23 protein-coding genes and 1 tRNA gene are annotated in these 24792 nt (G+C 67.7%); 20 read left to right on the top strand and 4 right to left on the bottom strand.

From position 1 onward, the window contains the following. Positions 1-30 precede the first annotated feature (30 nt). From ACT3S6_RS03030 to ACT3S6_RS03000, 7 genes are all read left to right on the top strand, one after another. Entirely contained in the window at positions 31-462 is a 432-nt protein-coding gene (locus ACT3S6_RS03030) for a hypothetical protein (RefSeq protein WP_444553686.1), read from the top strand. Between the two features lie 88 nt (positions 463-550). Further along, positions 551-624 (top strand) — tRNA-Pro (locus ACT3S6_RS03025). Positions 625-709: 85 nt separating this feature from the next. Continuing rightward, entirely contained in the window at positions 710-2071 is a 1362-nt protein-coding gene (gene tig, locus ACT3S6_RS03020; RefSeq protein ID WP_444553685.1) for a trigger factor, read from the top strand. A 291-nt stretch (positions 2072-2362) separates the two neighbouring features. Continuing rightward, complete coding sequence (locus ACT3S6_RS03015) at positions 2363-2956, top strand: ATP-dependent Clp protease proteolytic subunit (RefSeq protein WP_444553766.1); 594 nt, start codon at positions 2363-2365, stop codon at positions 2954-2956. 45 nt (positions 2957-3001) lie between these two features. Then, complete coding sequence (locus ACT3S6_RS03010; protein ID WP_444553684.1) at positions 3002-3664, top strand: ATP-dependent Clp protease proteolytic subunit; 663 nt, start codon at positions 3002-3004, stop codon at positions 3662-3664. 157 nt (positions 3665-3821) lie between these two features. Then, complete coding sequence (gene clpX, locus ACT3S6_RS03005) at positions 3822-5114, top strand: ATP-dependent Clp protease ATP-binding subunit ClpX (RefSeq protein ID WP_444553683.1); 1293 nt, start codon at positions 3822-3824, stop codon at positions 5112-5114. Positions 5115-5193: 79 nt separating this feature from the next. Then, on the top strand, positions 5194-5838 hold the full coding sequence (locus ACT3S6_RS03000; RefSeq protein WP_444553682.1) for a mycothiol-dependent nitroreductase Rv2466c family protein: 645 nt from the start codon (positions 5194-5196) through the stop codon (positions 5836-5838). Here ACT3S6_RS03000 and valS read toward each other — a convergent pair. Next, the gene (gene valS / locus ACT3S6_RS02995; RefSeq protein WP_444553681.1) at positions 5825-8491 is read right to left on the bottom strand and encodes a valine--tRNA ligase; all 2667 of its coding nucleotides are present in this window, start codon (positions 8489-8491) and stop codon (positions 5825-5827) included. The two genes, ACT3S6_RS03000 and valS, sit on opposite strands and share 14 nt — an antisense overlap. 115 nt (positions 8492-8606) lie before the next feature. Here valS and ACT3S6_RS02990 point away from each other — a divergent pair, with 115 nt between their 5' ends. After that, on the top strand, positions 8607-8963 hold the full coding sequence (locus ACT3S6_RS02990; protein WP_444553680.1) for a DUF488 domain-containing protein: 357 nt from the start codon (positions 8607-8609) through the stop codon (positions 8961-8963). 24 nt (positions 8964-8987) lie between these two features. On the opposite strand, the gene ACT3S6_RS02985 is transcribed toward ACT3S6_RS02990, so the two are convergent. Further along, positions 8988-10646 (bottom strand): carboxylesterase/lipase family protein, encoded by a 1659-nt coding sequence (locus ACT3S6_RS02985; RefSeq protein ID WP_444553679.1) that lies wholly within the window; start codon positions 10644-10646, stop codon positions 8988-8990. 148 nt (positions 10647-10794) lie between these two features. Here ACT3S6_RS02985 and ACT3S6_RS02980 point away from each other — a divergent pair, with 148 nt between their 5' ends. From ACT3S6_RS02980 to ACT3S6_RS02930, 11 genes are all read left to right on the top strand, one after another. Then, positions 10795-11562, top strand: coding sequence for an SDR family oxidoreductase (locus ACT3S6_RS02980; RefSeq protein WP_444553678.1), 768 nt, complete (start codon positions 10795-10797; stop codon positions 11560-11562). After that, positions 11562-12293: a sirohydrochlorin chelatase gene (locus ACT3S6_RS02975; RefSeq protein ID WP_444553765.1), complete on the top strand. Its 732-nt coding sequence runs from the start codon at positions 11562-11564 to the stop codon at positions 12291-12293. Before ACT3S6_RS02980 ends, ACT3S6_RS02975 begins: the two co-directional genes overlap by 1 nt. A gap of 76 nt (positions 12294-12369) precedes the next feature. Continuing rightward, positions 12370-14088: a nitrite/sulfite reductase gene (locus ACT3S6_RS02970; protein ID WP_444553677.1), complete on the top strand. Its 1719-nt coding sequence runs from the start codon at positions 12370-12372 to the stop codon at positions 14086-14088. After that, positions 14085-14795, top strand: coding sequence for a phosphoadenylyl-sulfate reductase (locus ACT3S6_RS02965; RefSeq protein ID WP_444553676.1), 711 nt, complete (start codon positions 14085-14087; stop codon positions 14793-14795). The genes ACT3S6_RS02970 and ACT3S6_RS02965 overlap by 4 nt, the downstream gene beginning before the upstream one ends. A 60-nt stretch (positions 14796-14855) precedes the next feature. Beyond that, positions 14856-15818: a sulfate adenylyltransferase subunit CysD gene (gene cysD, locus ACT3S6_RS02960; RefSeq protein WP_444553675.1), complete on the top strand. Its 963-nt coding sequence runs from the start codon at positions 14856-14858 to the stop codon at positions 15816-15818. After that, a complete protein-coding gene (locus tag ACT3S6_RS02955) occupies positions 15818-17158 on the top strand; it encodes a sulfate adenylyltransferase subunit 1 (protein ID WP_444553674.1) in 1341 nt (446 codons plus the stop codon). The genes cysD and ACT3S6_RS02955 overlap by 1 nt, the downstream gene beginning before the upstream one ends. A 38-nt stretch (positions 17159-17196) precedes the next feature. Then, positions 17197-18273, top strand: coding sequence for an ABC transporter substrate-binding protein (locus ACT3S6_RS02950; RefSeq protein ID WP_444553673.1), 1077 nt, complete (start codon positions 17197-17199; stop codon positions 18271-18273). Continuing rightward, the gene (locus ACT3S6_RS02945; RefSeq protein WP_444553672.1) at positions 18270-19067 is read left to right on the top strand and encodes an ABC transporter ATP-binding protein; all 798 of its coding nucleotides are present in this window, start codon (positions 18270-18272) and stop codon (positions 19065-19067) included. Before ACT3S6_RS02950 ends, ACT3S6_RS02945 begins: the two co-directional genes overlap by 4 nt. Then, on the top strand, positions 19054-19950 hold the full coding sequence (locus ACT3S6_RS02940; protein WP_444553671.1) for an ABC transporter permease: 897 nt from the start codon (positions 19054-19056) through the stop codon (positions 19948-19950). The genes ACT3S6_RS02945 and ACT3S6_RS02940 overlap by 14 nt, the downstream gene beginning before the upstream one ends. Continuing rightward, a complete protein-coding gene (gene cobA, locus ACT3S6_RS02935) occupies positions 19947-21203 on the top strand; it encodes a uroporphyrinogen-III C-methyltransferase (RefSeq protein ID WP_444553670.1) in 1257 nt (418 codons plus the stop codon). Before ACT3S6_RS02940 ends, cobA begins: the two co-directional genes overlap by 4 nt. A 17-nt stretch (positions 21204-21220) precedes the next feature. Further along, entirely contained in the window at positions 21221-22738 is a 1518-nt protein-coding gene (locus tag ACT3S6_RS02930) for an FAD-dependent oxidoreductase (protein WP_444553669.1), read from the top strand. 10 nt (positions 22739-22748) lie between these two features. Here the strand turns inward: ACT3S6_RS02930 and ACT3S6_RS02925 are convergent, their stop codons facing one another. Continuing rightward, positions 22749-23102, bottom strand: a complete 354-nt coding sequence (locus tag ACT3S6_RS02925; protein ID WP_444553668.1) for a serine/threonine protein phosphatase — start codon at positions 23100-23102, stop codon at positions 22749-22751. Positions 23103-23210: 108 nt separating this feature from the next. Here ACT3S6_RS02925 and ACT3S6_RS02920 point away from each other — a divergent pair, with 108 nt between their 5' ends. Further along, positions 23211-23894, top strand: coding sequence for a hypothetical protein (locus ACT3S6_RS02920; RefSeq protein ID WP_444553667.1), 684 nt, complete (start codon positions 23211-23213; stop codon positions 23892-23894). 30 nt (positions 23895-23924) lie between these two features. Here ACT3S6_RS02920 and ACT3S6_RS02915 read toward each other — a convergent pair whose 3' ends face one another. Next, entirely contained in the window at positions 23925-24752 is an 828-nt protein-coding gene (locus ACT3S6_RS02915) for a hydrolase (RefSeq protein WP_444553666.1), read from the bottom strand. Positions 24753-24792: the final 40 nt, after the last annotated feature.

Below are 24792 nucleotides of genomic sequence, written 5' to 3'. Positions count from 1 at the left end.
TGGGGGTGGAAATTGGGCGGACCCAGGAAAGTGCCGGATCTTCGGATCCTGCGGGGACTCAGCGAGCTGGGAGTGACCATCGAGCAGATCGCCGAGCGCTACGGGGTCACTGCGGCCGGCGTCCAGCGGGCCCTGGACCGGGGCCAGGCCCCCGCGGGACGGCCTTCCTACCGCGACATCCTGCCCTGGACCGTGGAGTCCGAGCATCATCGCAGCGCCGTGATGGCCCATATCCGGGTCCTGCTGCGCCAGCGGGCAGGCCGGGACGTTCCCGATGAGCAGGTCCACGCCCTGCACGCCTGGCTGGATTGGTTGCAGCGTCGGGGACTGGTGCTGAACTACCATCCGGAGGCCCCACCGAATCGTGCGTCCGCGGTGGGCGGGTTCTACTACATGGACCGTTTGCCCAGTGACGAATGGATCATTCGGCAACCGGTCTCGCAGATCGCCGACGACCAGTAGGGACGGGCCCGCGCCATGGTGGGCCCCGGAGCTTGTCAGCAATTAGTTGTTCCGCGTCGATTCTGCGTAAACTAGCCTCTGCACCAATCGGGGTGTAGCTCAGCTTGGTAGAGCGCGCGCTTTGGGAGCGTGAGGTCGCAGGTTCAACTCCTGTCACCCCGACTCTGAACCTTCAGCCCCGTCAGCTCCACATCGGGGACGAGTGTGCAGTGTCTTTATAGCCCAGATCATTCAGGAGAGCTACGTAGTGAAGAGCGCCGTCGAAAACCTCACGCCCACCCGGGTCAAGCTCAATGTCGAGGTTCCCCTCACCGAATTGCAGCCGAACATCGACGCGGCCTACAAGTCCATCGCGGAGCAGATCAATGTTCCCGGCTTCCGCAAGGGCAAGGTCCCGAACCGCCTGATCGACCAGCGTGTCGGCCGCGGCTATGTGCTGGAGACGGCCATCAATGAAGGGCTCAACGAGTTCTACCAGGAAGCGGTCCGCGAGACGGAGATCGTCCCGCTGTCCCGCCCCGAGGTCGAGATCACCGAGGTCCCGGAGCCGACGGCCACCGAGGGCAACCTGGTCTTCGATGTCCAGGTGGACATCCGCCCGAAGATCGAGCTGCCGGAGTACACCGGCCTGGAGGTCCAGGTCGACGCCGTCGAGGCCACCGACGCCGACGTCGAGACCGCCATGGACGAACTGCGCGGCCGCTTCGGCACGCTGAAGAACGTCGAGCGCCCCGCCGCCGACCAGGACTTCATCACCTTGGACCTCACCGCCACGGTGGAGGACACGGAGGTCGACGCCGCCACCGATCTGTCCTACCAGGTGGGTTCCGGCACCATGCTTGAAGGCCTCGACGAGGCCGTCACCGGCCTGTCCGCCGACGAGGATGCCACGTTCGAGACCAAGCTCGCCGGCGGCGAGCATGCCGGGGAGACCGCCCAGGTCAAGGTCATCGTCAAGGCCGTCAAGGAGCGCGAACTCCCGACCGCCGATGACGAGTTCGCCCAGCTGGCCTCCGAGTTCGACACCATCGGCGAACTCCGCGAGGACCTGACCCAGAAGGCCGCCGAGTCCAAGCTCGTCGACCAGGGGGTCCAGGCCCGCGACAAGGTCATGGACAAGCTGACCGAGCTGGTCAGCGTGCCGGTTCCCGAGTCGGTCATCGACGAGCAGGTCGAGCAGCACTTCGCCCAGGGCAACGAGAACCCCGGCGAAGAGCACGACACCGCCGAGCACCGCGCCGAGGTCAAGACCAACACCGAGCGGGCGTTCCAGAACGAGGTCATCCTCGACGAGATCGCCGAAAAGGAAGAGGTCGGTGTCGAGCAGTCCGAGCTCATCGACTACATCGTCCAGAGCTCCAGCCAGTACGGCATGGACCCGAACCAGTTCGCCCAGATGCTCGACAGTGCCGGCCAGGTGCCGATGATGATCGGTGAGGTCCGCCGCCGCAAGGCACTGGCCAAGGTCCTGGAACTGGCCAAGGTCACCGATACCGACGGCAAGGACGTTGACCTGACCGACTTCGTCCGCCCGGCCGGCGAAGAGGACGAGTCCTCGGCGTCCTCCGGATCCTCGGCCTCCTCCGCTTCGGCGGAATCGGCCGAGTAGCCACACGAAACCACGGCAACCCTTCCCGGTTGCACCGGCGGGACCGTCTCATGCAGGCGGCCCCGCCGTCGTTTTTTAAGCCGAAGGCACCTGCAGTTAAGCCACGGGCGATGGGCCCCCGCCGGGGGTATGCGCCATCAGCGAACAGCGAATGATCGCGGGCGCGGCGCGTGTTGTGACTGCAGTAGTGTCAAGGAAAGCAAGCGCTACCGTACGTGGCCGGAAGAGCCACGTCGCATGGCACCCATGGAGAGGTATTCGAAAATGACGACGGAATCCCACACCCCGAAGATGGCCTCGGTCGATGCAGCCAGTCGCGAGGACTACATCTACAACCGACTCCTGAAGGAGCGCATCATCTGGCTCGGCACGGAGGTGAGCGACGAGTCGGCCAATGCCATCTCCTCCCAGTTGCTGCTGCTCTCCGCGGAGGACCCGGATAAGGACATCTTCCTGTACATCAACTCACCGGGTGGTTCCATCACCGCCGGCATGGCGATCTTCGACACGATGAACTACATCCCGAACGACGTCGTGACCGTGGCCACCGGGCTGGCCGCCTCGATGGGGCAGTTCCTGCTCTCTTCGGGCACCAAGGGCAAGCGCTACGCGACCCCGAACGCACGGATCCTGATGCACCAGCCCTCCGGCGGCATCGGCGGCACGGCCTCCGATATCCGGATCCAGGCCGAACTGATCCTGCACATGAAGAAGGTCATGTCCGAGCTCACCGCCGAACAGACCGGACAGACGCTGGAAACGATCCTCAAGGACAACGACCGCGATAAGTGGTTCACGGCCCCCGAGGCCCTAGAGTACGGCTTCTTCGACCACATCGCCGTGAACTCCGTGACGGTCTCCGGCGGCGGCGGAGTCAAGAACTAGCCACCCAGCCGACGAGCATCCCCACAGACCCCCCAGGAGAAGAACATGAATTACACCGGCAACGAAGGCACCGCTGGCGAAATGCCGTCCGCCCGCTACATCCTCCCTTCATTCGAAGAACGCACCCCCTACGGCTTCAAGCGCCAGGACCCCTACGCCAAGCTGTTCGAGGACCGCATCGTCTTCCTCGGCACCCAGGTCGATGACGCATCGGCCGACGACGTGATGGCCCAGCTGCTGGTCTTGGAGTCCATGGACCCCGAGCGTGACATCACCTTGTACATCAACTCACCGGGCGGGTCCTTCACCGCCATGACGGCGATCTACGACACGATGATGTTCATCCGTCCCGAGATCCAGACCGTCTGCCTCGGCCAGGCGGCCAGCGCCGCTGCGGTCCTGCTGGCCGCCGGTGCCCCCGGCAAGCGCCTGGCACTGCCCAACGCGCGCGTGCTGATCCACCAGCCGGCCATGGGCGGCGGGGAACGCGGCACGGCCACCGATCTGCAGATCCAGGCCGAAGAGGTCATGCGCATGCGGACCTGGTTGGAGACCACGCTGTCCGAGCAGAGCCACAAGAGCCCCGAGCAGGTCGGCAACGACATCGAACGCGATCTGTTCATGACCGCCTACGAGGCCAAGGAATACGGTTTGATCGACGAGGTGCTCAGCCCCCGCAAGATCAAGCAGCAGGCCATCAACAAGTAGTCGATGATGGCTGCCGTGACCGGGCGTCCCGTAGGTTTTTCGCACCACGGGCCGTCCGGTCACCTATTCTGTCGGGCAACTCACCTAGAGTTGTAGCTAGACATCATCATGCGGCGTCCGCCGTGTGGTTTCTGTAACACGTTAGGGGAAGAACACCATGGCTCGTATGGGTGAAAGCTCCGACCTGCTGAAGTGTTCGTTCTGCGGCAAAAGCCAGAAGCAGGTCCGCAAGCTCATCGCCGGTCCAGGCGTTTACATCTGCACCGAGTGCATCGAGCTGTGCAACGAGTTGATGGAGGAGGAGCTGGCCGAGATCGAGGCCGGTCCCGACTTCGAACTGCCGCGTCCCCGCGAGATCTTCGACTCCCTGCAGGAATATGTCATCGGCCAGGAGGGCGCCAAGCGTTCGCTGTCGGTCGCGGTGTACAACCACTATAAGCGCATCCAATCGGGGACCGGCTCCACGGCAGCGGCCCAGCTGGGCGACGTGGATGCCCTGGATGACGTCGAGGTCTCCAAGTCCAACATCCTGCTCATCGGGCCCACCGGTTGCGGCAAGACCTACCTCGCCCAGACGATGGCGCGCCGGCTGAATGTGCCCTTCGCCGCCGCCGACGCCACCGCCCTGACCGAAGCCGGCTACGTCGGTGAGGATGTCGAGAACATCCTGCTCAAGCTCCTGCAGGCCGCGGACTTCGATGTGAAGAAGGCCGAGCAGGGCATCATCTACATCGACGAGATCGACAAGATCTCGCGTAAATCCGAGAACCCCTCCATCACCCGTGACGTGTCCGGGGAGGGGGTGCAGCAGGCACTGTTGAAGATCCTCGAAGGAACCGTGGCCTCGGTCCCGCCCCAGGGTGGGCGCAAGCATCCACACCAGGAGTTCATCCAGATCGACACGTCGAACGTGCTGTTCATCGTGGCCGGGGCCTTCGGCGGTCTCGAGGAGATCATCGGCTCCCGGGCCGGGCAGAAGGGGATCGGATTCGGGGCGCCGCTGACCGCACTGAACTCCGAGGATGCCAAGTACTCCGATGTCCGCCCCGAGGACCTGCTCAAATTCGGTCTGATCCCCGAGTTCATCGGGCGCCTGCCGGTCATCGCCACCGTGGAGAACCTGGACCGCGAGGCCCTGATCAAGATCCTGACCGAGCCGAAGAACGCCCTGGTGAAGCAGTACCAGAAGATGTTCCGCCTCGATGGTGTGGAACTGACCTTCGAACTCGATGCCCTCGAAGCCATCGCCGATCTGGCGTTGGAGCGCGGCACCGGGGCCCGTGGGCTGCGGGCCATCCTCGAGGAGACCCTGGGATCGATCATGTTCGATCTGCCCGGCCGCGAGGACATCGCCGAGGTCGTCATCAACGCCGAAGTGGTGGCCCGGGTGAGTGAACCGACGCTCATTTCTGCCGAAGTAGTGAATAAACGACGGAATAAGTCCGCCTGATCCGGTCGTTGTACCGAATGCGGGGCAGGCTCGTCATGGGTCGGCACCGAGTTCATGCACCGATTTCAGGAGGAACACCTTGTCCGAGACCACGGCCGTAGATTTCTGGTTCGACCCGCTTTGCCCCTTCGCCTGGGCCACCTCGCGATGGATCCTCGAAGTGGAGAAGGTCCGTGACATCGAAGTCCAATGGCATGTCATGAGCCTGGCCGTCCTGAACGAGGACAAAGATGTCGAACGCGAATTCCCTAAGGGACTGAGCAGCGCGTGGGCCCCGGTACGGGTCGTCATCGCCGCCGCGGAAGCCCACGGACAGGAAGTCGTCGGCGAGCTCTACACGGCCATGGGTGAACTCATCCACTATGCCGGAATCCAGGACTTCGCCGAGGTCATCACCCGCGCGCTGGAGCGTGTCGGGCTGCCCGCCGAGCTGGCCCAGGCCGGCGCCAACGACGAGCATGATGCGGCCCTGCGGGCCAGCCACGAGCAGGGTATCTCCCTGGTGGGCCAGGAGGTCGGTACCCCGGTCGTCGCGCTGAACGGCACCGCCTTCTTCGGACCGGTCATCACCGAGATCCCCTCGGGGGAGGAAGCCGGACGCCTCTTCGACGCCTCCGTGACCCTGGCCTCGTTCCCGTACTTCTTCGAACTGAAGCGCACCCGCACCGGGGCACCGCAGTTCACCAAGGAACGTCAGCAGTTCTCCCAGGTCAATGCGTCCTAAGCGCCTCCGGGCCCGGTAGGGTCCCGACAGTGGTGGCCGGCTCCTCGGCGGGGGCCAACACCACATCGGAGACCACGAGTTCCTCGCCGCCTTCCTGCAGGTCCAACTCCACTGCGTTGCCCGCGGCGAGCAGATCGCCCAGTCCGGCCCTGACCTGGTCCAGGATCACTGCGGGGCCGCGGACGACCCCTGAAAGCACCTGGGTGCGCTGTTTGACCTTGGCCTCGGATTTGGACTTGCGGATCCCGCCCAAGGCGTCACCGACCGTGGGCAGCACGGCGGTGTCCGCGCCTTCCACCGCGCCGGTCAGGTGGGTGTTCGTCGGCCAGGCCGACTGGTGGACCGAGCCGGTCCGCCACCAGCTCCAGACCTCTTCGGTAGCGAAGGGCAGGAACGGTGCGAACAGGCGCAACACGGCATCCAAGGTGGTGGCCAGGGCCGCCAGCACCGAGGCCTGTTCGGCCTCGCCGCGGGCCCCGTAGGCCCGGTCCTTGATCAGTTCGACGTAGTCGTCGGTGAACGACCAGAAGAACGTCTCCACGATGTCCAGGGCCCGGGCGTAGTCGTAGATCCCGAAGGCGCGTTCGGCCTCCTCGATGACCTCCGAGAGGCGGGCCAGCAGCGACCGGTCCAGACCATTGATGATCAGGTGGGCATCACCGTCCAGGACGTTGGCCTGGGTGGCCCCGAGATTCAACACGAACTTGGAGGCGTTGAGGATCTTGATCGACAGCCTGCGGCCGATCTTCATCTGCGCGACCTCGTAGGCGGTATCGGCGCCCAGCTTCGCCGATGCGGCCCAATAGCGCACGGCGTCGGCCCCGAAGTCGTTCAGGACATCGGTGGGGACCACGACGTTGCCCTTGGACTTGGACATCTTCTTGCGGTCCGGGTCCAGGATCCACCCGGAGATCGCCGCATGCTTCCACGGGGCGCAATCGTGCAGGGCATCGCCGCGCACCGCGGTGGAGAAGAGCCAGGTACGGATGATGTCGTGGGCCTGGGGACGCAGGTCGAAGGGGAAGACCTTGGCGAAGAATTCATCGTCGCGGCTCCACCGGCCCACGATCTGCGGGGTCAGCGAAGAGGTCGCCCAGGTGTCGAGGACATCCGCATCCCCGGTGAAGCCGCCGGGGACGTCCCGCTGGTCCGCCGTATAGCCCGGAGCCGTTTCGGCCACCGGGTCCACCGGCAACTGGGCATCGTCGGGGACGAGCGGATGCTCGTAGTCCGGGTTGCCCTGGGCATCCAACGGGTACCAGACGGGGATCGGCACACCGAAGAAGCGCTGCCGGGAGACCAGCCAGTCGCCGTTGAGCCCATTGACCCAGTTCGTGTAGCGCGAGCGCATGAATTCCGGGTGGAACTCGATCTCCTGGCCGCGGGCGATCATGCGTTCGCGACGCTCCGCATCCCGTCCGCCATTGCGGATGTACCACTGGCGCGAGCTGACGACCTCGAGGGGCTTATCGCCCTTTTCGAAGAAGTTCACCGGATGGGTGATCTTGCGGGGTTCGCCGTCGAGCAGATCTGCATCGACCAGCATCGACGCCACGGCTTCCTTCGCGGAGAACACGGTCTTGCCGGCCAGCAGGGAGAAGGCCTCGCGCCCGGCCTCGGAGGTGATCCACTCGGGGGCCTGGCCCTGGATGCGGCCATCCCGGCCGATGATGGCGCGGGTGGGCAACTGCAGTTCGCGCCACCAGGTGACGTCGGTCAGGTCGCCGAAGGTGCAGACCATGGCAATGCCCGAGCCCTTGTCGGCCTTGGCCAAATGGTGCGGATGCACCTCGACTTCGACGCCGAAGAGCGGGGAGGTGACCTTCTTGCCGAACAGTGGCTGGTAGCGCTCGTCATCGGGGTTGGCCACTAGCGCGGCACAGGCGGCCAGCAATTCGGGACGGGTCGTCTCGATGTGGATCTCGGTGCCGTCCTCGGCGAAGAACGGGAACCGGTAGTAGGCTCCGTCGACTTCGCGGTCCTCGAGTTCGGCCTGGGCCACGGCGGTGCGGAAGGTGACGTCCCATAGCGTCGGTGCCTCGGCCATGTAGGCGTCGCCATCGGTCAGGTTGCGCAGGAAGGCCCGCTGGGACACGGCACGGGAGGTGTCGTCGATGGTGCGGTAGGTCAGGTTCCAGTCCACCGACAGGCCGAGGGTGCTGAAGAGGTGCTCGAAGACCTTCTCGTCCTGGACGGCCAGCTCCTCGCACAGCTCGATGAACGTCCGTCGGGAGACGACGTCCCAATCACGCTGGTTCTTCGCCGGCTTTTCCGGGGGACGGTAGGCCGGGTCGTAGGCGGTCTTGGGATCGCAGCGCACCCCGTAGAAGTTCTGCACGCGGCGTTCGGTCGGCAAGCCGTTGTCGTCCCACCCCATGGGGTAGAAGACGTTCTTGCCTCGCATGCGCTGGTACCGGGCCAACACGTCGGTCTGCGTGTAGGAGAACATGTGTCCCACGTGCAGGGAGCCCGACGCCGTGGGCGGGGGAGTGTCGATGGAGTAGACCTGATCGCGGGTGGTCTCGGGGTTGAAGGCGTAGGTTCCCTCGTCACGCCAGCGCTGTCCGAGCCTGGCTTCCAGGCCCTCCAGTGCCGGTTTGTCGGGGACGCTTACGGTCGCGGGCGTGTCTGTGCCCAAGTTCTGTTCAGCCATGGGACCAGTATTCCATGTCGGCAGGTCAGCCCCGATTCCATTCCCCTGCCTCCTGGTCATCCACAAGGTCCGGAGGCGACGAGCAGCACGGAAGGATTCGGCCTACCATCGAGTCATGGGCAAGATCAGAATGCAGCGGGCCTACTCGGCCCCGGACGGCGGCTACAGGATCCTGATTGATCGGCTGTGGCCCCGAGGCATCGCCAAGGAGGACGCCGAGCTCGACGAATGGGCCAAGGAAGTCGCCCCCTCGGCGGAACTGCGGGCCTGGTTCAACCACCGCGAGCACCGGTTCGAGGAATTCCGTGAACAGTACATCGCCGAACTCGAGGACGGTCCGGCCACCGAGGAGGCCGAACGCCTGCTGGAGCTGGTCAAGGACAAGGACGACGTCGTCCTCGTCTATGCCACCAAGGACGAGGAACATAATAATGCCGTGGTCCTGTTGGAGTTCCTGGACGAAAACCTCTGAGCAGCCGCAGCCCCCAGGGGGTACTCACGCCCCGGGTGGCGGCTCATCCTCCGGGGCCCGGGCCGGGCTCCACGGCTGGTCGGGTCGGGGCATGAACGCGCTCCAGGCCATTCGGCGCCGGCGGCGCGGATCATTCTCCACGTGGTCGGTGCTTTCGATGATCAGGGTCGACCTCGTCGCCTCGTCGTAGGGCGGCCACGTCGCAGAGGTGGTGCCCGATTCGGCGAACCTGAGCCACCGCCCGCGCATCCGCTGCCCGGCGCGGGCATAGGCCTCCCGGCCTCCCAGCGAGGTGATCATCCGCGCCAAGGGCACGTCGGTGCGGTCGAAGAGGGCGAACATCTCCACCCCGTGGGTGGCGTCCAGACCGACGATCTTCAGCAGCCGCGGGGCGAAGTCGAAGCGGTAGACGTGGACCGGTGCGAAGCGCGAGTGCAGGTCGGCCACCCGGGTGGAGGGATACCAGAACCCGTAATCCCCACCGAAGTCCGCCGCCGTCCTGGATTCGGGAAGTCCGGGATAGGCGGCGTGCATCTGGGACCAGGTCTCCCGGGGGGAGCGGGAAAAGACCCCCGCGATGCGCGAGGGGGAACCGGGCAGGATATCCCAGCGGCCACGAAAGACCGATCCCTCTCGATCGTTGGTCCCGATGATCAGCGGCACCCGGGCCGCCCGGCCACTGCCGATCGCGTCGATCGGGTGTTCGGGGACGTAGCGTCCGTCGATGACCGGGGCGAAACAAAAACCTCCCGGATAGGCCTCCGGGGTGTGCACCTGCAGGATCCTGGCGGCGGCGAGCAGATCGGGGACCGAACCGTTGAGCAGCAGATCCCGCACCGGGTCCGTAGCAGGCCCCGGCCGGGAGCTGGCAGGGTGTTGTTCCCCGAGGATCGACAGGAATTCTTCCGCCCACCGTGCGGTGAGCCCCGGAGGGTAGACGGCGTCGGCCGGAGCGCTTTGGGCGATGGCGCGGGCGAACAACCCCCGGGCCTGCGGTGTGGCCATGAGGGTGGTCACCGCATTCCCTCCCGCCGATTCCCCGAACACCGTCACCCGGTCCGGGTCGCCCCCGAACGCCCTGATGTTCTGCTGGACCCATTCCAGGGCGGCCACCTGGTCGCGCAGACCCAGGTTGGACTCGATGGGACGCTCGGCGGTGGAGTACCTGCTGAAATCCAGATATCCCAAGGGGCCCAGACGGTAGTTGAAATTGACGTAGACGGCCCGCCCCGTCCCGACGAAGCCTTCCCCCTGCCCCGAGAAGTCGCGCGAAGAGCCCTGGAAGTATCCTCCGCCGTGGATGAAGACCATGACGGGCAGGGAATCCGCATCCGCCAGGGCCGGCACCGGGGCCTGGACGTTCAGGCTCAAGCAGTCCTCGCTGGACCAGTCCGGGGCCCCGGCCCGGCTGTGATGGGCCCTGGTGGGTTGCGGAGCCGTCGGCCCGAACCGGGAGCCGTCCCTGACCCCGGTCCAGCCGGACGGCGGGGCCGGGGCCCGGAACCTCAGTGGCCCCACCGGCGGCGCCGCATACGGGATGCCGCGCCAGGAAAGCACGTTGCCTTCCCGCACGCCGCGGACCACTCCGCCGAACACCTGGACATCCGGCAGGCCGGTTGCTCCCGGGGCCGGGGAACGTCGGGCCCCGTCATGCCGGGGAATCAGATGCCGGTGGTGCCTCACGGTCGCCCGCTTTCGTCGGGGTGGCAACGCCCTCCGGCGTCGGCAGTCCTCCAACTGGAGGTTTGTCCCTCCAGAGTTGCACCGTTGAAGCGGGAGGTCCACAGCTGCCGGGGCAGGGTTCCGGCCCGGGCCTCGCTAGGCTGGAGGCATGACCTCAATGACCCAGCAGTCCATGAAAAGAGCAGTTGTCACCGGTGCCAGCAGCGGGATCGGCGAGGCCACGGCCCGTCGGCTCGCGGCCGAGGGCTGGACGGTCTATGCGGTGGCCCGCCGGGCGGAACGGCTCGAGGCCCTGGCCCGGGACACGGGGATCACCCCGGTCGTCGCCGATGTCACCGACGCGGACGACGTCGCGGCCCTGCTGGCCGTGGTCGCCGGATCCGGAGGGATCGACACCCTGATCAACATCGCCGGCGGCGCCCGGGGGGTCGACCGGATCGGTACGGCTAAGAGCGCCGACTGGGACTGGATGTACCGGGTCAACGTGGTGGGCACCATGAACATGATCCGGGCGTTCCTGCCCATGCTCCGGGCCGACGGCGAGGGGACGATCCTGAACCTGACCTCCACGGCGGCTCTGGGCGGCTACGAGGGTGGGGGCGGATACAACGCCGCGAAGTTCGCCCAACAGGGGCTGACCCAGGCGCTGCGGCTCGAGGAGGCCGAAAACAACATCCGGGTGATCGAGGTCGTGCCCGGTCTGGTGCACACCGAGGAATTCGCGCTCAACCGGCTGGGAGGGGACCAGCAGGCGGCCGACCAGGTCTATGCCGGGGTGGAGAAACCGCTGACCGGAGAGGATGTCGCCGACGTCGTGCTGTATTCGGTGGCCCTGCCGCATCACATCAACCTCGACCAGATCGTTGTCCGTCCCGTGGCCCAGGCCGCCAACCACAAGATGATCCGCACCACGTGATGCGCCGCCCACTGCACGTGATCGCCTGCGCCCACGGCACCGATGATCCCCGCGGGCGCCAGCTCATCGACCAGCTCCGGGCCCAGGTCGCAGGACTGGTGGACGACCAGCACGCCGAGGATGGCTGGTCGGTGCAGGTCCATGAGGCCTACGTCGACGTCCAGGACCCGGACCTGCCCAGGGTCCTGGGACAGCTCCCCGACGGGGAGGCGGCGGTGGTGCTGCCGCTGCTGCTCTCGCTGGGAATCCACACCGGCGTCGACGTGGCCGAGGCCGTCGCCTCCAGGACGAACACCATCGCAGCGGAGCCCATCGGGGCCGATCCCCGGCTGGCCGGGGTGATGGCCCGCCGCCTGGCCGAGGCCGGATGGGGCCCCGACGACGCCGTGGTGCTCGCCTCGGCAGGGACCCGCGTGCCTTCGGGCCAACAGCAGGCCCGGGACAGCGCCGGGACCCTGGCAGCGGCCCTGGGGGCCCCGGTCCAGGCCGCGTTCTGCTCGGCGGCCGACCCCCGGGTGGAGGATGCGGTGGAGCAGGCGGGACGGCAAACCCCCGGAGTCCGGGTCGGCGTCGTGTCCTATCTGTTGGCGCCGGGATTCTTCCAGGAACGCCTCGGCGGCGCCGGGGCAAATTATGTGACCGCACCATTGCTCCCGGACGTCACGATCGCCGAATGTGTCGCCGCAAGACTTCACAGTGCCCTGTCGGAGGCTGATTTCGAGGCCGGCTGAGGTCACGAAAAGCAACGTGTCGGCTGATGACCGGCGGGCGCGACAGTGGTGAAAACCCCGCCCTAGGCTCGCAGCCATGACTCAGGCAACCGATACCCAGCCAACCCCCGGGCCCTCCAGGTCCCGCCCACCGACCAGGCCCCAGGGCCAATGGAAAGTCGACGGGACCACCCCGCTGAACCCCAACGAGGAATGGAAGCAGCACGACGACGGGCTCAACGTCCGCGAACGGATCGAGACCATCTACGCCCGGGAGGGTTTCGACTCGATCGACCCCGAGGACCTGCACGGCCGATTCCGCTGGTGGGGTCTCTACACCCAACGCAAACCCGGGATCGACGGCGGGAAGACCGCCACCCTTGAACCACACGAACTCGAGGACCGCTACTTCATGATGCGGGTACGCATCGACGGCGGCGCCCTGAGCACCGAACAACTGCGCGTCATCGGTTCCATCTCCACCGAATTCGCCCGCGACACCGCCGATGTCACCGACCGGCAGAACATCCAACTGCACTGGGTCGATGTTCGTGACGTCCCCGAAATCTGGAGGCGACTGGAATCCGTCGGCCTGCACACCACCGAAGCCTGCGGCGACGTCCCCCGTGTCATCCTCGGCTCCCCGGTGGCCGGGATCGCCGCCGACGAGATCCTGGACCCCACCCCGGCCATCGAGGAGATCGCCGAACGCTACATCGGCAACCCGCTGTATTCGAACCTGCCACGGAAGTTCAAGACCGCGATCACCGGACACCCTTCCCTGGACGTCGTCCACGAGATCAACGACATCTCCCTGGTCGGGGTCCGCCACCCCGGACTCGGGGCCGGCTACGACCTGTGGGTCGGCGGCGGACTGTCCACCAACGGACGGCTGGCCGAACGACTCGGGGCCTTCGTCGCCCCCGACCAGGCCGCCGCCGTCTGGGAAGGCGTCGTGGGGATCTTCCGTGACTACGGATACCGCCGGCTCCGGAACAAGGCGAGGCTGAAATACCTCATGGCCGATTGGGGCCCTGCGAAGTTCCGCGAGGTGCTCGAACGCGAGTACCTCGGCCATGCGCTGCCCGACGGTCCGGCCCCCGAACCCACCAACGTGCCCGGGGACCACAGCGGGGTGCACCGGCAGAAGGACGGACTCTTCTACCTCGGGGCCACCACCAGCATGGGCCGGCTCTCCGGAACCCGACTGACCGGGCTGGCCGGACTGCTGGAACGCCACGGATCCGCCCGTCTGCGCACCACCCCCCACCAGAAGATCGTCGTCCTGGACATCCAGAAGGACGACGTCGAAGCGGTGATCACCGGGCTGCGGGAGCTCGGACTCGAAACCCGGCCCTCCGTGGTGCGCCGGTCCGCGATCGCCTGCACCGGCATCGAATTCTGCAAGCTGGCCATCGTGGACACCAAGGACACGGCGGCGGCCGCCGTGGACAGCCTGGAGGAACGACTGGCGGATCTTGAAGGGAAGATGCCGCGCAAACTCAGCCTCCACGTCAACGGCTGCCCCAACTCCTGCGCCCGCGTCCAGACCGCCGACATCGGGCTCAAGGGCCAGCTCCTGCCCGACGGGGAGGGCGGCCAGAAGGCTGGTTTCCAGGTCCACCTGGGCGGCGGCCTGGCGGATGAGACCCGGGAGGAAGCCGGTCTGGGCCGCACCGTTCGCGGGCTCAAGGTCGCCGCCGACGACCTGCCCGGGTATGTCGAACGGCTCGTGCGCACCTATGCCGACGAATCCGCCACGGGGGAGACCTTCGCGGCCTGGGCCCATCGGGCCGACGACGGGAGCCTGCAATGAGCGGGCCGTCCACGGGCACCGCAGCGTTGCGCGAGCTGGCCAGCAGCGGAGCGGCCGAACTCGGCTTCGACGCCGCCAGCGAGGACGTCCTGGCCTGGGTGGCCCGGCACTTCTCCACCGCCGAAGCCGCAGTCGCCTGTTCCATGGCCGACGCCGTGCTGCCGCATCTGGTCTCCGGAACGCTTCCCGGGATCGACGTCCTGTTCCTGGACACCGGCTACCACTTCGCCCAGACGCTGGACACCCGGGACGAGGTCGCCCGCTCACTCGAGGTGAACGTCGTGGACGTCAGGCCCGAACAGGGCGTCGCCGACCAGGACGCCACCGAAGGACGGGACCTCTTCGCCACCGATCCGGGCCGATGCTGCGCCCTGCGCAAGGTGGACCCGTTGAACCGTGCCCTGGCCGGCTACCGGCTCTGGTTCACCGGGGTGCGGCGCGATGAGGCCCCCACCCGCACGAACACCCCGTTGGTCGACTTCGATGAAGCCCACTCGTTGGTGAAGGTGAACCCCCTGGCCGGATGGAGCGCCAAGGAACTGAACGACTACTCCACCCGAAACCGGCTCCCACGCAATGTGCTGTTGGACCAGGGGTACCCCTCGATCGGATGCCGGCCCTGCACCGGCAAGGTCGCCCCCGGCGAGGACCCGCGGGCGGGCCGCTGGTCGGGACAAACCAAAACCGAATGCGGCATCCATGTCTGACCCCGGCCCCCACCCGGCCAGCCCCCACGAACCCTTCGACTCCCCAGGGAGGAACACCCCATGACCATCACCCAGGACGTGGCCCATCCGCGGGACGCCGGCGCCTCGGTCCCCGCGGACGGCCCGGCAGGCCCCCGACAGGTCCTCGACGCCCTCGAGGCCGAATCCATCCACATCATCCGCGAGGTCGTCGCCGAATTCGACCGCCCGGCCATGCTCTTCTCCGGCGGCAAGGACTCCGTGGTCATGCTCCACCTCGCGGCGAAGGCCTTCTGGCCCGGCCGGGTGCCCTTCCCGCTGCTGCACGTGGACACCGGCCACAACTTCGCGGAGGTCCTGGCGTTCCGGGACCGCACCGTCATCCAGCGGGGACTGAGGCTGGAGGTCGCCAGCGTGCAGGAGTACATCGACTCCGGTGAGCTGGTCGAACGCGCCGACGGCACCCGCAATCCGCTGCAGACCACCCCGCTGCTGGACGCCATTGCCGGGCACCGGTTCGACGCCGTCTTCGGCGGCGGACGCCGTGACGAGGACAAGGCCCGCGCCAAGGAACGCATCCTGTCCCTGCGGGACGTGTTCGGCCAGTGGGACCCCCGCAACCAGCGGCCCGAACTGTGGAACCTGTACAACGGCCGGCACCGCCCCGGACACCATGTGCGGGCCTTCCCGATCAGCAACTGGACCGAACTGGACATCTGGCGCTACATCGAACGTGAAGGCATCGAACTGCCGGGCATCTACTACGCCCACGAACGCGAGGTGTACCACCGCGAGGGCATGTGGCGGGCTGTCGGCGAATTCTCCCCGGCCCGCCAGGGCGAGGACATCGTCCGCCGCACGGTCAGGTACCGGACGGTGGGGGACATGTCCTGCACCGGGGCGGTGCTCTCCGACGCCGCCACCGTCGCCGCGGTGGTGGCCGAAGTGGCCGCCTCCACGCTCACCGAACGCGGGGCCACCCGCGCCGACGACAGGATCTCCGAAGCGGCCATGGAAGACCGCAAGAAGGACGGGTATTTCTAATGAGCACCACCCTGATCGAAGAAGGCCCCGGCGAGTCCGCAGCGACCGGGACCCTGTTCCGTTTCGCCACCGCCGGCTCCGTCGACGACGGCAAATCAACCCTGGTGGGCCGGCTGCTCCATGACGCGAAGGCCATCCTGGCCGACCAGCTCGAGGCGGTGGCCCGCACCTCCACCGAACGCGGTTTCGGCGGCGCCGCCGGCGGACTGGACCTGGCCCTGCTGACCGACGGGCTCCGTGCTGAACGCGAGCAGGGGATCACCATCGATGTCGCCTACCGCTACTTCGCCACCGACCGGCGCAGCTTCATCCTTGCCGACTGCCCCGGACACGTGCAGTACACCCGCAACACGGTCACCGGGGCCTCCACCGCGGACGCCGTCGTCGTCCTCATCGACGCCCGCAAGGGGGTGCTGGAACAAACCCGACGGCATCTGAGCGTGCTGGCGCTGCTGCGCACGGCGCACGTGATCGTGGCGGTGAACAAGATCGACCTGGTCGACTACTCCCGGGAGGTCTTCGAGGACATCGAACGCGAGGTTCTGGCCGTCTCCGAACGGCTGGGGATCACCGGGGCACGGGCCGTTCCGGTGTCTGCCCTGCTCGGCGACAACATCGCGGTGCCCTCCGAACTCACCGACTGGTACACCGGTCCGACCCTGCTCGGACTGCTGGAAACCCTCCCCACCCAGGACGAAGTCACCGAGCTCGGCCTGCCCTTCAGGTTCCCCGTGCAAACCGTGCTGCGACCGCAGGGAGCCTTGGCCCCCGGGCTCGCCGCGGAGGACTACCGCGACTACCGGGCCTATGCCGGACAAGTGAGTTCCGGCAGCATCGGCCTCGGGGACAGCGTGAGCGTCCTGTCCTCCGGCCAACCACCGCGCAACACCACGATCGAAGGCATCGACACCGCCGACGGCCCCCGTCAGGCGGCGGCCGCCCCGGCATCGGTGGCGCTGCGACTGGGTGACGACGTGGACATCAGCCGCGGGGACACCATCGTCTCCGGCCCCGTGGCCACGCCCCGCCGGGAGTTCGCGGCCCGGCTGTGCTGGCTCGGCCAGGAACCGCTTGCCCCCGGGGCCAAGGTGCTGATCAAGCACGGCACCGCCACCGTCCGCGGCCTGGTCACCAGCGTCGAGGGGCTACTGGACCTGGAAACCTCCGCCCTCGTTCCCGCCGACACGCTCGAACTCAACGACATCGGCAGCGTGGGCCTCAGTGTCGCCGCCGAACTGCCGGTGGAGGACTACGCGGCCAATCGTCGGGCCGGGTCCCTGCTGGTCATCGATCCGCAGACCGGCAACACCGTGGCCGCCGGACTGGTGATCTCCTCGTGAACGCCGGTGGCCCCGGGCCTCGCCGTGCCCGACGGCGGATGATCGGCTCCACCGTGGCCCTGGCCCTGCTGGTCGGCGCCGCCCTGGCCACACTCTGGGTTCCCGCCCCCTTCGGTCCGGCGGCCGCCGCCGAGCCGGCCGGGGGAGGCCCGGGCGGGGAGGGAAACCCCGCCTCGCAGCTGCGGCTGGGATATTTCGGCAACGTCACCCACGCCCCGGCCTTGGTGGGCATCCAGCGCGGATTCCTGGCCCGGGAACTGGCGGCGGACGGGACCGGGCTTCGCACCCAGGTCTTCAACGCCGGCCCGGCGGCGGTGGAGGCCCTGAACGCCGGGGCCATCGACGCCGCCTACCTGGGACCCACCCCGGCCATCGGCTCCTACACCTCCAGTGCCGGACGGTCACTGAAGGTCGTGGCCGGGGCCACCTCCGGGGGCGCCCAACTGGTGGTGCGCCAGGACATCACCTCACCGGCCCGGCTGCGGGGAACGGTCCTGGCCAGCCCGCAACTCGGGGGCACACAGGACGTCGCCCTACGCAGCTGGTTGGCTGACCAGGGATATGTGGTGGCCGCCGACGGGTCGGGGGACGTGGACATCAACCCCACCGACAACAGCCGGGCCCTCGCCCTGTTCAAGGCCGGCCGGATCGACGGGGCGTGGCTGCCCGAACCATGGGCCTCGCGTCTGGTGCTCGAAGCCGGGGCCCGGGTCCTGGTCGACGAACGTGATCTGCGGGACGGGTCCCCGACCGCACGCCCTGGCCACTTCCCCAGCACGGTCCTGGTGGTCGACGCCGACTTCGCCGCCAAGCACCCGGACACGGTCACCGCACTCGTGGCAGGAAACGCCGAGGCCGTTTCCTGGCTGCAGGAGGCGGACGCGGCCGAACGGGCCGAAACGATCAACGCAGGGATCGAAGACGCCGCGGGGGCCCGGCTGCCCGATGAGGTGCTGGCCCGGGCCCTGGACACCACCGACTTCACCACCGACCCGTTCCCGGGCGCCTTCGACCGGCTCCTGGAGCAGGGGGTCGCCGCCGGAGTGACCCGGGACGGATCCTTGGACGGCCTCTTCGACCCGGACACCACCCCACCGAAAGGAACGAGACGATGACCACCAGCGTCCTGGATGAAGACCCCGGCACCGGCACCGAACCGTCGGCCCCGGCCGGCCCACCGGCGTCCGTGGTGCTCGACGGGCTCGGCACGTCCTACGCCGCGGGGCCAACGGTCCTGGACGGGATCAGCACCACGATCGCCCGCGGCGAGTTCGTCTGCCTGCTGGGCGCCTCGGGCTGCGGGAAGTCCACGCTGCTGCAGATCCTGGCCGGTCTCCAGCTCCCCACCGCAGGAACGGTCCAGGTCCCCTCCGACGGGGCGGCCTTCATGTTCCAGGACGCCTCCCTGCTGCCCTGGCTCAGTGCCCGGGCCAATGTGGAACTGGCGCTGCGGCTGCGCGGGGTTCCCCGGGCCGAACGCCGGGCACTGGCGGACGCCCTGTTGGAACTGGTCCACCTGGCAGGGGTGGGCGAACGGCGCCCCCACCAGCTCTCCGGCGGGATGCGCCAACGCACCGCGCTGGCCAGGGCCCTGGCCCAGGACCGCGAACTGCTGCTGATGGATGAGCCCTTCGGCGCGTTGGATGCCATCACCCGTGACCTGCTGCATGAGGAACTCGATCGCGTGTGGACCTCCACCGGCCGGACCATCGTCTTCGTGACCCACAACGTCCGAGAGGCCGTCCGGCTGGGCCAACGCGTCATCCTGTTCTCCTGCCGGCCAGGCCGGATCGCCCGGCAATGGCAGGTGGGACCAGAGGTACGCAGGAACCCGGCGGCGACCGCCGCACTGACCGAAGAAATCACCCGGCAGCTACGACAGGAGATCAGCGGCCATGCCCACCCCTGACACCGTGGAACGTCCCGCCACAGGGCCTGATCCCACGGAACCCGCCGGCCCGGAGGCAGGTCCGGACCGGCTGCCGATGCCAGCACCAGCCACCCGACGCGACCTCGGGACCGTTCTGCTTCCGGCGGCGGCCCTGCTCGTGCTCATCTGCCTCTGGCAGATCCTGTCCTGGAGCGGCCTCAAACGCCCCGACCTGTTCCCCGGACCGGGAGCCGTCGCTGCGGGCATGGGCGATGCCCTCCTGGATGGCACCCTCCAAAATGCGGTGGCCACCTCGCTGGGCCGGGGCGTGACGGGTTTTGCCATCAGCGTGGCCATCGCCACCCCACTGGCCCTGCTGCTCGCCCAGTCGGCCACGTTGCGTGCCGCCCTGGGGCCCCTGGTCTCCGGGCTCCAGGTCCTGCCGTCGGTCGCCTGGGTGCCGGCAGCCATCATCTGGTTCGGGCTCACCGACGCGACCGTGTACTTCGTGGTCCTCATGGGCGCGACGCCCTCGATCGTGAACGGGCTGCTCTCGGGAATCGACCAGATCCCCCCGCACTACGGATCGGTGGGCACCGTACTCGGCGCCACCCGGCGCCAACAGACCCTGCTGATCACCCTGCCCGCGGCGCTGCCTGCCTATCTGGGTGGGCTGAAACAAGGCTGGGCCTTCTCCTGGCGTTCGCTCATGGCCGCCGAGATCATCGCCGTGGGCGGGAGCATCGGCTTCGGCCTGGGCTCGATGCTCCAACAAGGCCGTGATCTGTCCAGCATGGCGCTGGTGATGGCCGCGATCCTGGTCATCCTCAGCGTGGGCATCATCGTCGAACTGCTCGTCTTCTCACCCATCCAACGCCGTCTGCTCCAACGCCGCGGCCTATTGACCTCAGGAGCGAAATGAACGACCTGTATCCCACTTCTCTGCGCCTGCTCGGACGCCGCGTCCTGCTCGTCGGTGCCGGCCCCGTGAGCGAACGACGCCTCAAGGCACTGCTCGATGCCGGGGCCCGGGTCACCGTGGTCGCCCCCGACGCGGTGGAGGGGATCCGCCGGCTTCATGCCGCCGGGCTCCTCGACTGGCACCCCCGGCCCTACCGCGCCACCGACCTGAAGGACACCTGGTTCGTCCACACCGCCACGGGAGACCCTGCGGTGGACTCCGCGGTGGCTTCCGATGCCGAGAAGGCACGCCTCTGGTGCGTCAACGCCTCGAACCATCGCACCTCGACGGTCTTCACGCCTGCGGTGGCCCGGATCGACGAGGTCGTGGTGGCCGTGAACACCGATGGTGATCCGCGGCGGGCCGGACGAATCCGCACTGCGATCCGGGTGGCCGCCCAGACAGGACTCCTGCCATGGCGACGCTTCCGCCCCCGCGCTGCACAGGAACAGGGCACGACGCCGGCCGGTCGGGTGGCGCTGGTCGGCGGCGGACCGGGGGAGAGCGGGCTGATCACCGTGCGCGGACGCCAGCTGCTGGCCGAGGCGGACGTCGTGGTCGCCGATCGGCTGGGTCCACGCGCCCTGCTCGAGGAACTGGGCCCGGACGTCCGGGTCATCGAGGTCGGCAAGGCCCCCGGCGCCCATACCGCCACCCAGGACCAGATCAACGACCTGCTGGTGGGCCAGGCCCGGGCCGGGAACCTCGTGGTCCGGCTCAAGGGCGGGGACCCCTTCGTCTTCGGGCGCGGGGGAGAGGAGGCAGAGCACTGCCGGGGCCACGGGCTCGCAGTGGAGGTCGTTCCCGGGGTGACCAGTGCCCTGTCGGTCCCGGCAGCCGCCGGGATCCCGGTGACCCATCGGGGGGTCGCCGCAGGATTCACCGTGGCCACCGGACACGATGAACTGGCTGATCTGCCGGCCCGCAGCGACCACACGCTCGTGCTGCTGATGGGGGTCCGCCGGCTCGCCGAGTCCGTAGCCACCCTGGGCCGGCGCGGGCTGGGGCCCGACACCCCGGTGGCCATCATCGAAAGCGGCTGGACCGTCGACCAACGCGTGACCATCGGCACCCTGGCCACGATCACCGACCAGGCCGCCGCACGCCGCGTGGCCAACCCGGCGGTCATCGTCATCGGAGACGTCGTGAACCTGAGTACCTACACCCCCGACACAGTTGCCGTTCCTGCCCCCGCGGCCAGCCTGGCCGTCTGAACCACCCAAGGAGAACCATGACCACTGAAGACCATCCCCGTCCCACACCGTCCCCGCCCCACCCGTTGGATGCCAGCCAGTTACGGGTCGCGATCATCGGCGCCGGCCCGGCCGGCGTCTACGCCGCCGATCTGCTGACCAAAAGCGGCCCGGTGAGCTCCGGGGCCTTGACCGTATCCATCGACCTCTTCGACCGGTACCCGGCACCCTATGGGCTGATCCGCTACGGGGTGGCCCCTGACCATCCGCGGATCAAGGGCATCGTGAAGGCACTGCATAAGGTCCTGGACCGGGGGGACATCCGTTTCTTCGGGAACGTGGAGTACGGCACCGATCTGAGCCTGACGGACCTGGAAACCCACTACGACGCGGTCATCTTCGCCACCGGGGCGATCAAGGACGCCGACCTGAACATCCCGGGCATGGACCTCGAGGGCGCCTACGGGGCCGCGGACTTCGTGTCCTGGTACGACGGGCACCCCGATGTGCCGCGGACCTGGCCCCTGGACGCGCAGCAGATCGCGGTCATCGGCAACGGCAACGTCGCCCTGGACGTCGCCCGGATGCTCTCCAAGCATCCCGAGGACCTGCTGGTCACCGAGATCCCGGACAACGTCCATGCGGGCCTGGCCGCCTCACCGGTGACCGATGTGCATATCTTCGGCCGGCGGGGCCCCGCCCAGGTGAAGTTCACCCCGTTGGAGTTGCGTGAACTCTCACATTCGAGGGATGTGGACATCGTCCTCTACCCGGAGGACTTCGAATTCGACGATGCCTCCGATGAGGCGATCAAGACGAACAACCAGGCCAAGACGATGGTCAATACACTCACCAACTGGTTGGTCGAGCAGGAGGACCGCGAGGAGGCCGAGGACGCCGGGACTCGGACCCCGGCCTCGCGGCGGTTGCATCTGCACTTCCTGCACGCCCCGGTGGAGATCACCGGGTCCAACGGGTCCGTGGAAGCCATCCGGTTCGAACGCCAGGAACTGGACGGGACCGGCAACGTGCGCGGGACCGGGGAAATCGTGGACTACGGGGTCCAGGCCGTCTACCGGGCCATCGGCTACTTCGGCTCGGCCCTGCCCGAACTGGCCTACGACGGGAGCCACGGGGTCATCCCCAATGCCGGCGGACGGGTCCTGGACGAGGCCGGAGACCACGTGGTGGGGCTATATGCCACCGGGTGGATCAAGCGCGGTCCGGTGGGCCTGATCGGCCATACCAAGGGCGATGCCCTGGAGACCATCACGCTCCTGCTCGAGGACCTGGCCAACCTTCCGGCCGCCGTCGTCCCCGACCCCGCGGCGGTGCCCCGACTGCTGGCCGCCCGAGGGGTGGAGTTCACCGGCTGGGAAGGATGGGTCGCCCTTGATCGCCATGAACGGGCCCTGGGGGAGGCCGCCGGACCAGTGGCCACCGCCGCGGGGCCGGTGGCCCGTGAACGCATCAAGGTCGTCGACCGGGAGGCCATGGTGGAGGCCTCCACCATCGACGGCGAGCGCCGCCGCGCGGAGGTGGGTGCCTTGGCCTGAAGCCGTTCAGCTAGGAGGCGGCGGGATGGAGCCGGGGCGTGGGATTGGCCAGGATGAACTCGAAGCCGATGTCTGCCGGATACCCGAAGTCGGCATTGGCCACCACGACCCGCTCCATCGACACTTCCCGGATGCTGACCTTGACCCGTTCAGGATGGTCGTCGATATCGAGCCACCAGTCCTCCGCCAGATACTGCAGCCCCGGCTCCTCGAGGCGGGCTTCGGCCGCGGTCAGTTCCATGGCCGCGTCGAGTTCGTTCCACAACAGGTCGATGGGTACGAACCCTTCCTCCGTCATCTTCAGGTAGCCCAATTTCTCGTTGTCGCCATCCCGGGTATGCGGAAACACCACGTCTTCACTCATGCAGCCACCCTATCGGGGCGTTGGGCGGGAGAAGGGGGCCGTGGTGGAAAGCCTGCCCTGCGGCGCGGCCCCACGGCAGGCATCGCGGGGGAGAAGTAGCCTCGAGGGATGACCGCCGAAAACCCGAAGCCGCCCCTCGACGAGTCACGGCCGGCAGAGATCGCCCACCGGTACGCAGGAAGCGTCGCCCCCGCCGCCGCCGGTGGATTCGTCTTTCTGATCCTGCGGATCTTCGCGGTGTCCGGCTACGACTGGAACACGGCCTTCGCGGTCAGTACGACGCTGGGGTTGAGTGACGGCCTGGCCCTGCTGTTCGGTTCGCTGATGGCCGGACACCTGCTGGTCACCTACCTGATGATCGTGATCCTGCCACTGCTGTTGGCCACCTACGTGTGGTCCCCGTTGGGCCGACGCCCGGTGGTGCTGTTGGCCACCACGCTGGCCCTGGTGACCCTGGCCGCGCTGACGGTGTCCTTCAAGATCTGGTGGCTTCCCGTCGCGGTGGCTGCGGTCTTCGGACTCTTCGCCCTGATCCGGATACTTTCCCCGCAGAACCCGGTGCGCCGCGCGTTCGCCAAGGCCATGGCCAGCGTGGGCTGGGTGTCGGGGATCTCCCTGCTGCTGGTCGCCGCATTCGTCCAGACCCCCTGGGTTCCGCAGGAACATATTGAAACCACCGACGGGCCGCTGACCGCCTACGTCCTCAGCGTCGATTCCGGTTACCTGAACCTGCTGACCCAGGACCATGAATTCGTCATCATCAACAGCGGGGACGTCATCTCACGTAAATAGTGCGCCCTCCGCGGCCGGGGCCGGTGCCTGCTACCGCTCCGGTTCGTCCGGGACGTGGCCCTGGATCCACTCCATATACCTGGACAGTGAGGCTTCCACCAACGGTTTGGCCCCCTGCTCGATGACGGCGAAGGCGCTGTAGAGCCGGTCATAGTCATAGACCGCGGTGGCCTCAAGGATCCGGCGGATGGAACGGGCCGGCAACGGAATGTTGTTGGGATAGCTGCGCATGGCGCTCACCGAGGCCCGGTCGGCACCGATCTGGATCGTGTCCCCGCTGAGCATGGCTCCCTTCCCACCCGCCCCGGCGTCCCAGTGCACCACCGCACTGCCCGCAAAATGGCCGCCGCACTGGATCATCGTCAATCCCGGCAACACCTCATGCACTCCGGCCCAGAGCTCGATGACCGGATCGGGGCGGCGGATCCAGGCCCGGTCGGCAGAGGCCACCCACACCGGGGCCCGGTCGAAGGCATGGCTCCATTGGATGCAGGCCCCGGTCAGATGGGGATGGCTGGCGGAGATCGCCGCCACCCCTCCCAGCGCCTCGACGGCAGCCAGGGTCTCCTCGTCGAGATATCCCGGAGGCTCCCATAAGAGGTTCCCTGCCGGGGTGCACACCAGCAGCCCCCGCTGGCCGATCGCAAACCGGGGGACCACCGACAACCCGTGCAACCCCGGTTCGAGGGGCTCGATCCGCATCCGGTGGCCGTCGGCCGAGAGTTCTCGCTGATGGGTCCACCGCTGCCCGGTGGCCGGAACATATTGCCTCTCGTCCAGGCAGATGGCGCAGGACGACGGCGGGGCCCCGGTATCGGGGTGCCCGATACCGCAGGTCGCACAGATCCAGATGGTCATGGACCCATTCTTCGGTGCTCAACCGGTGACACGTCAAGGG

This window comes from Arthrobacter sp. AOP36-C1-22 (assembly GCF_052377515.1).
Taxonomy (GTDB): domain Bacteria; phylum Actinomycetota; class Actinomycetes; order Actinomycetales; family Micrococcaceae; genus Arthrobacter_H.
The sequence above is the reverse complement of the archived record's forward strand: the minus strand, read 5'-3'. Positions and strand labels throughout refer to the sequence as shown.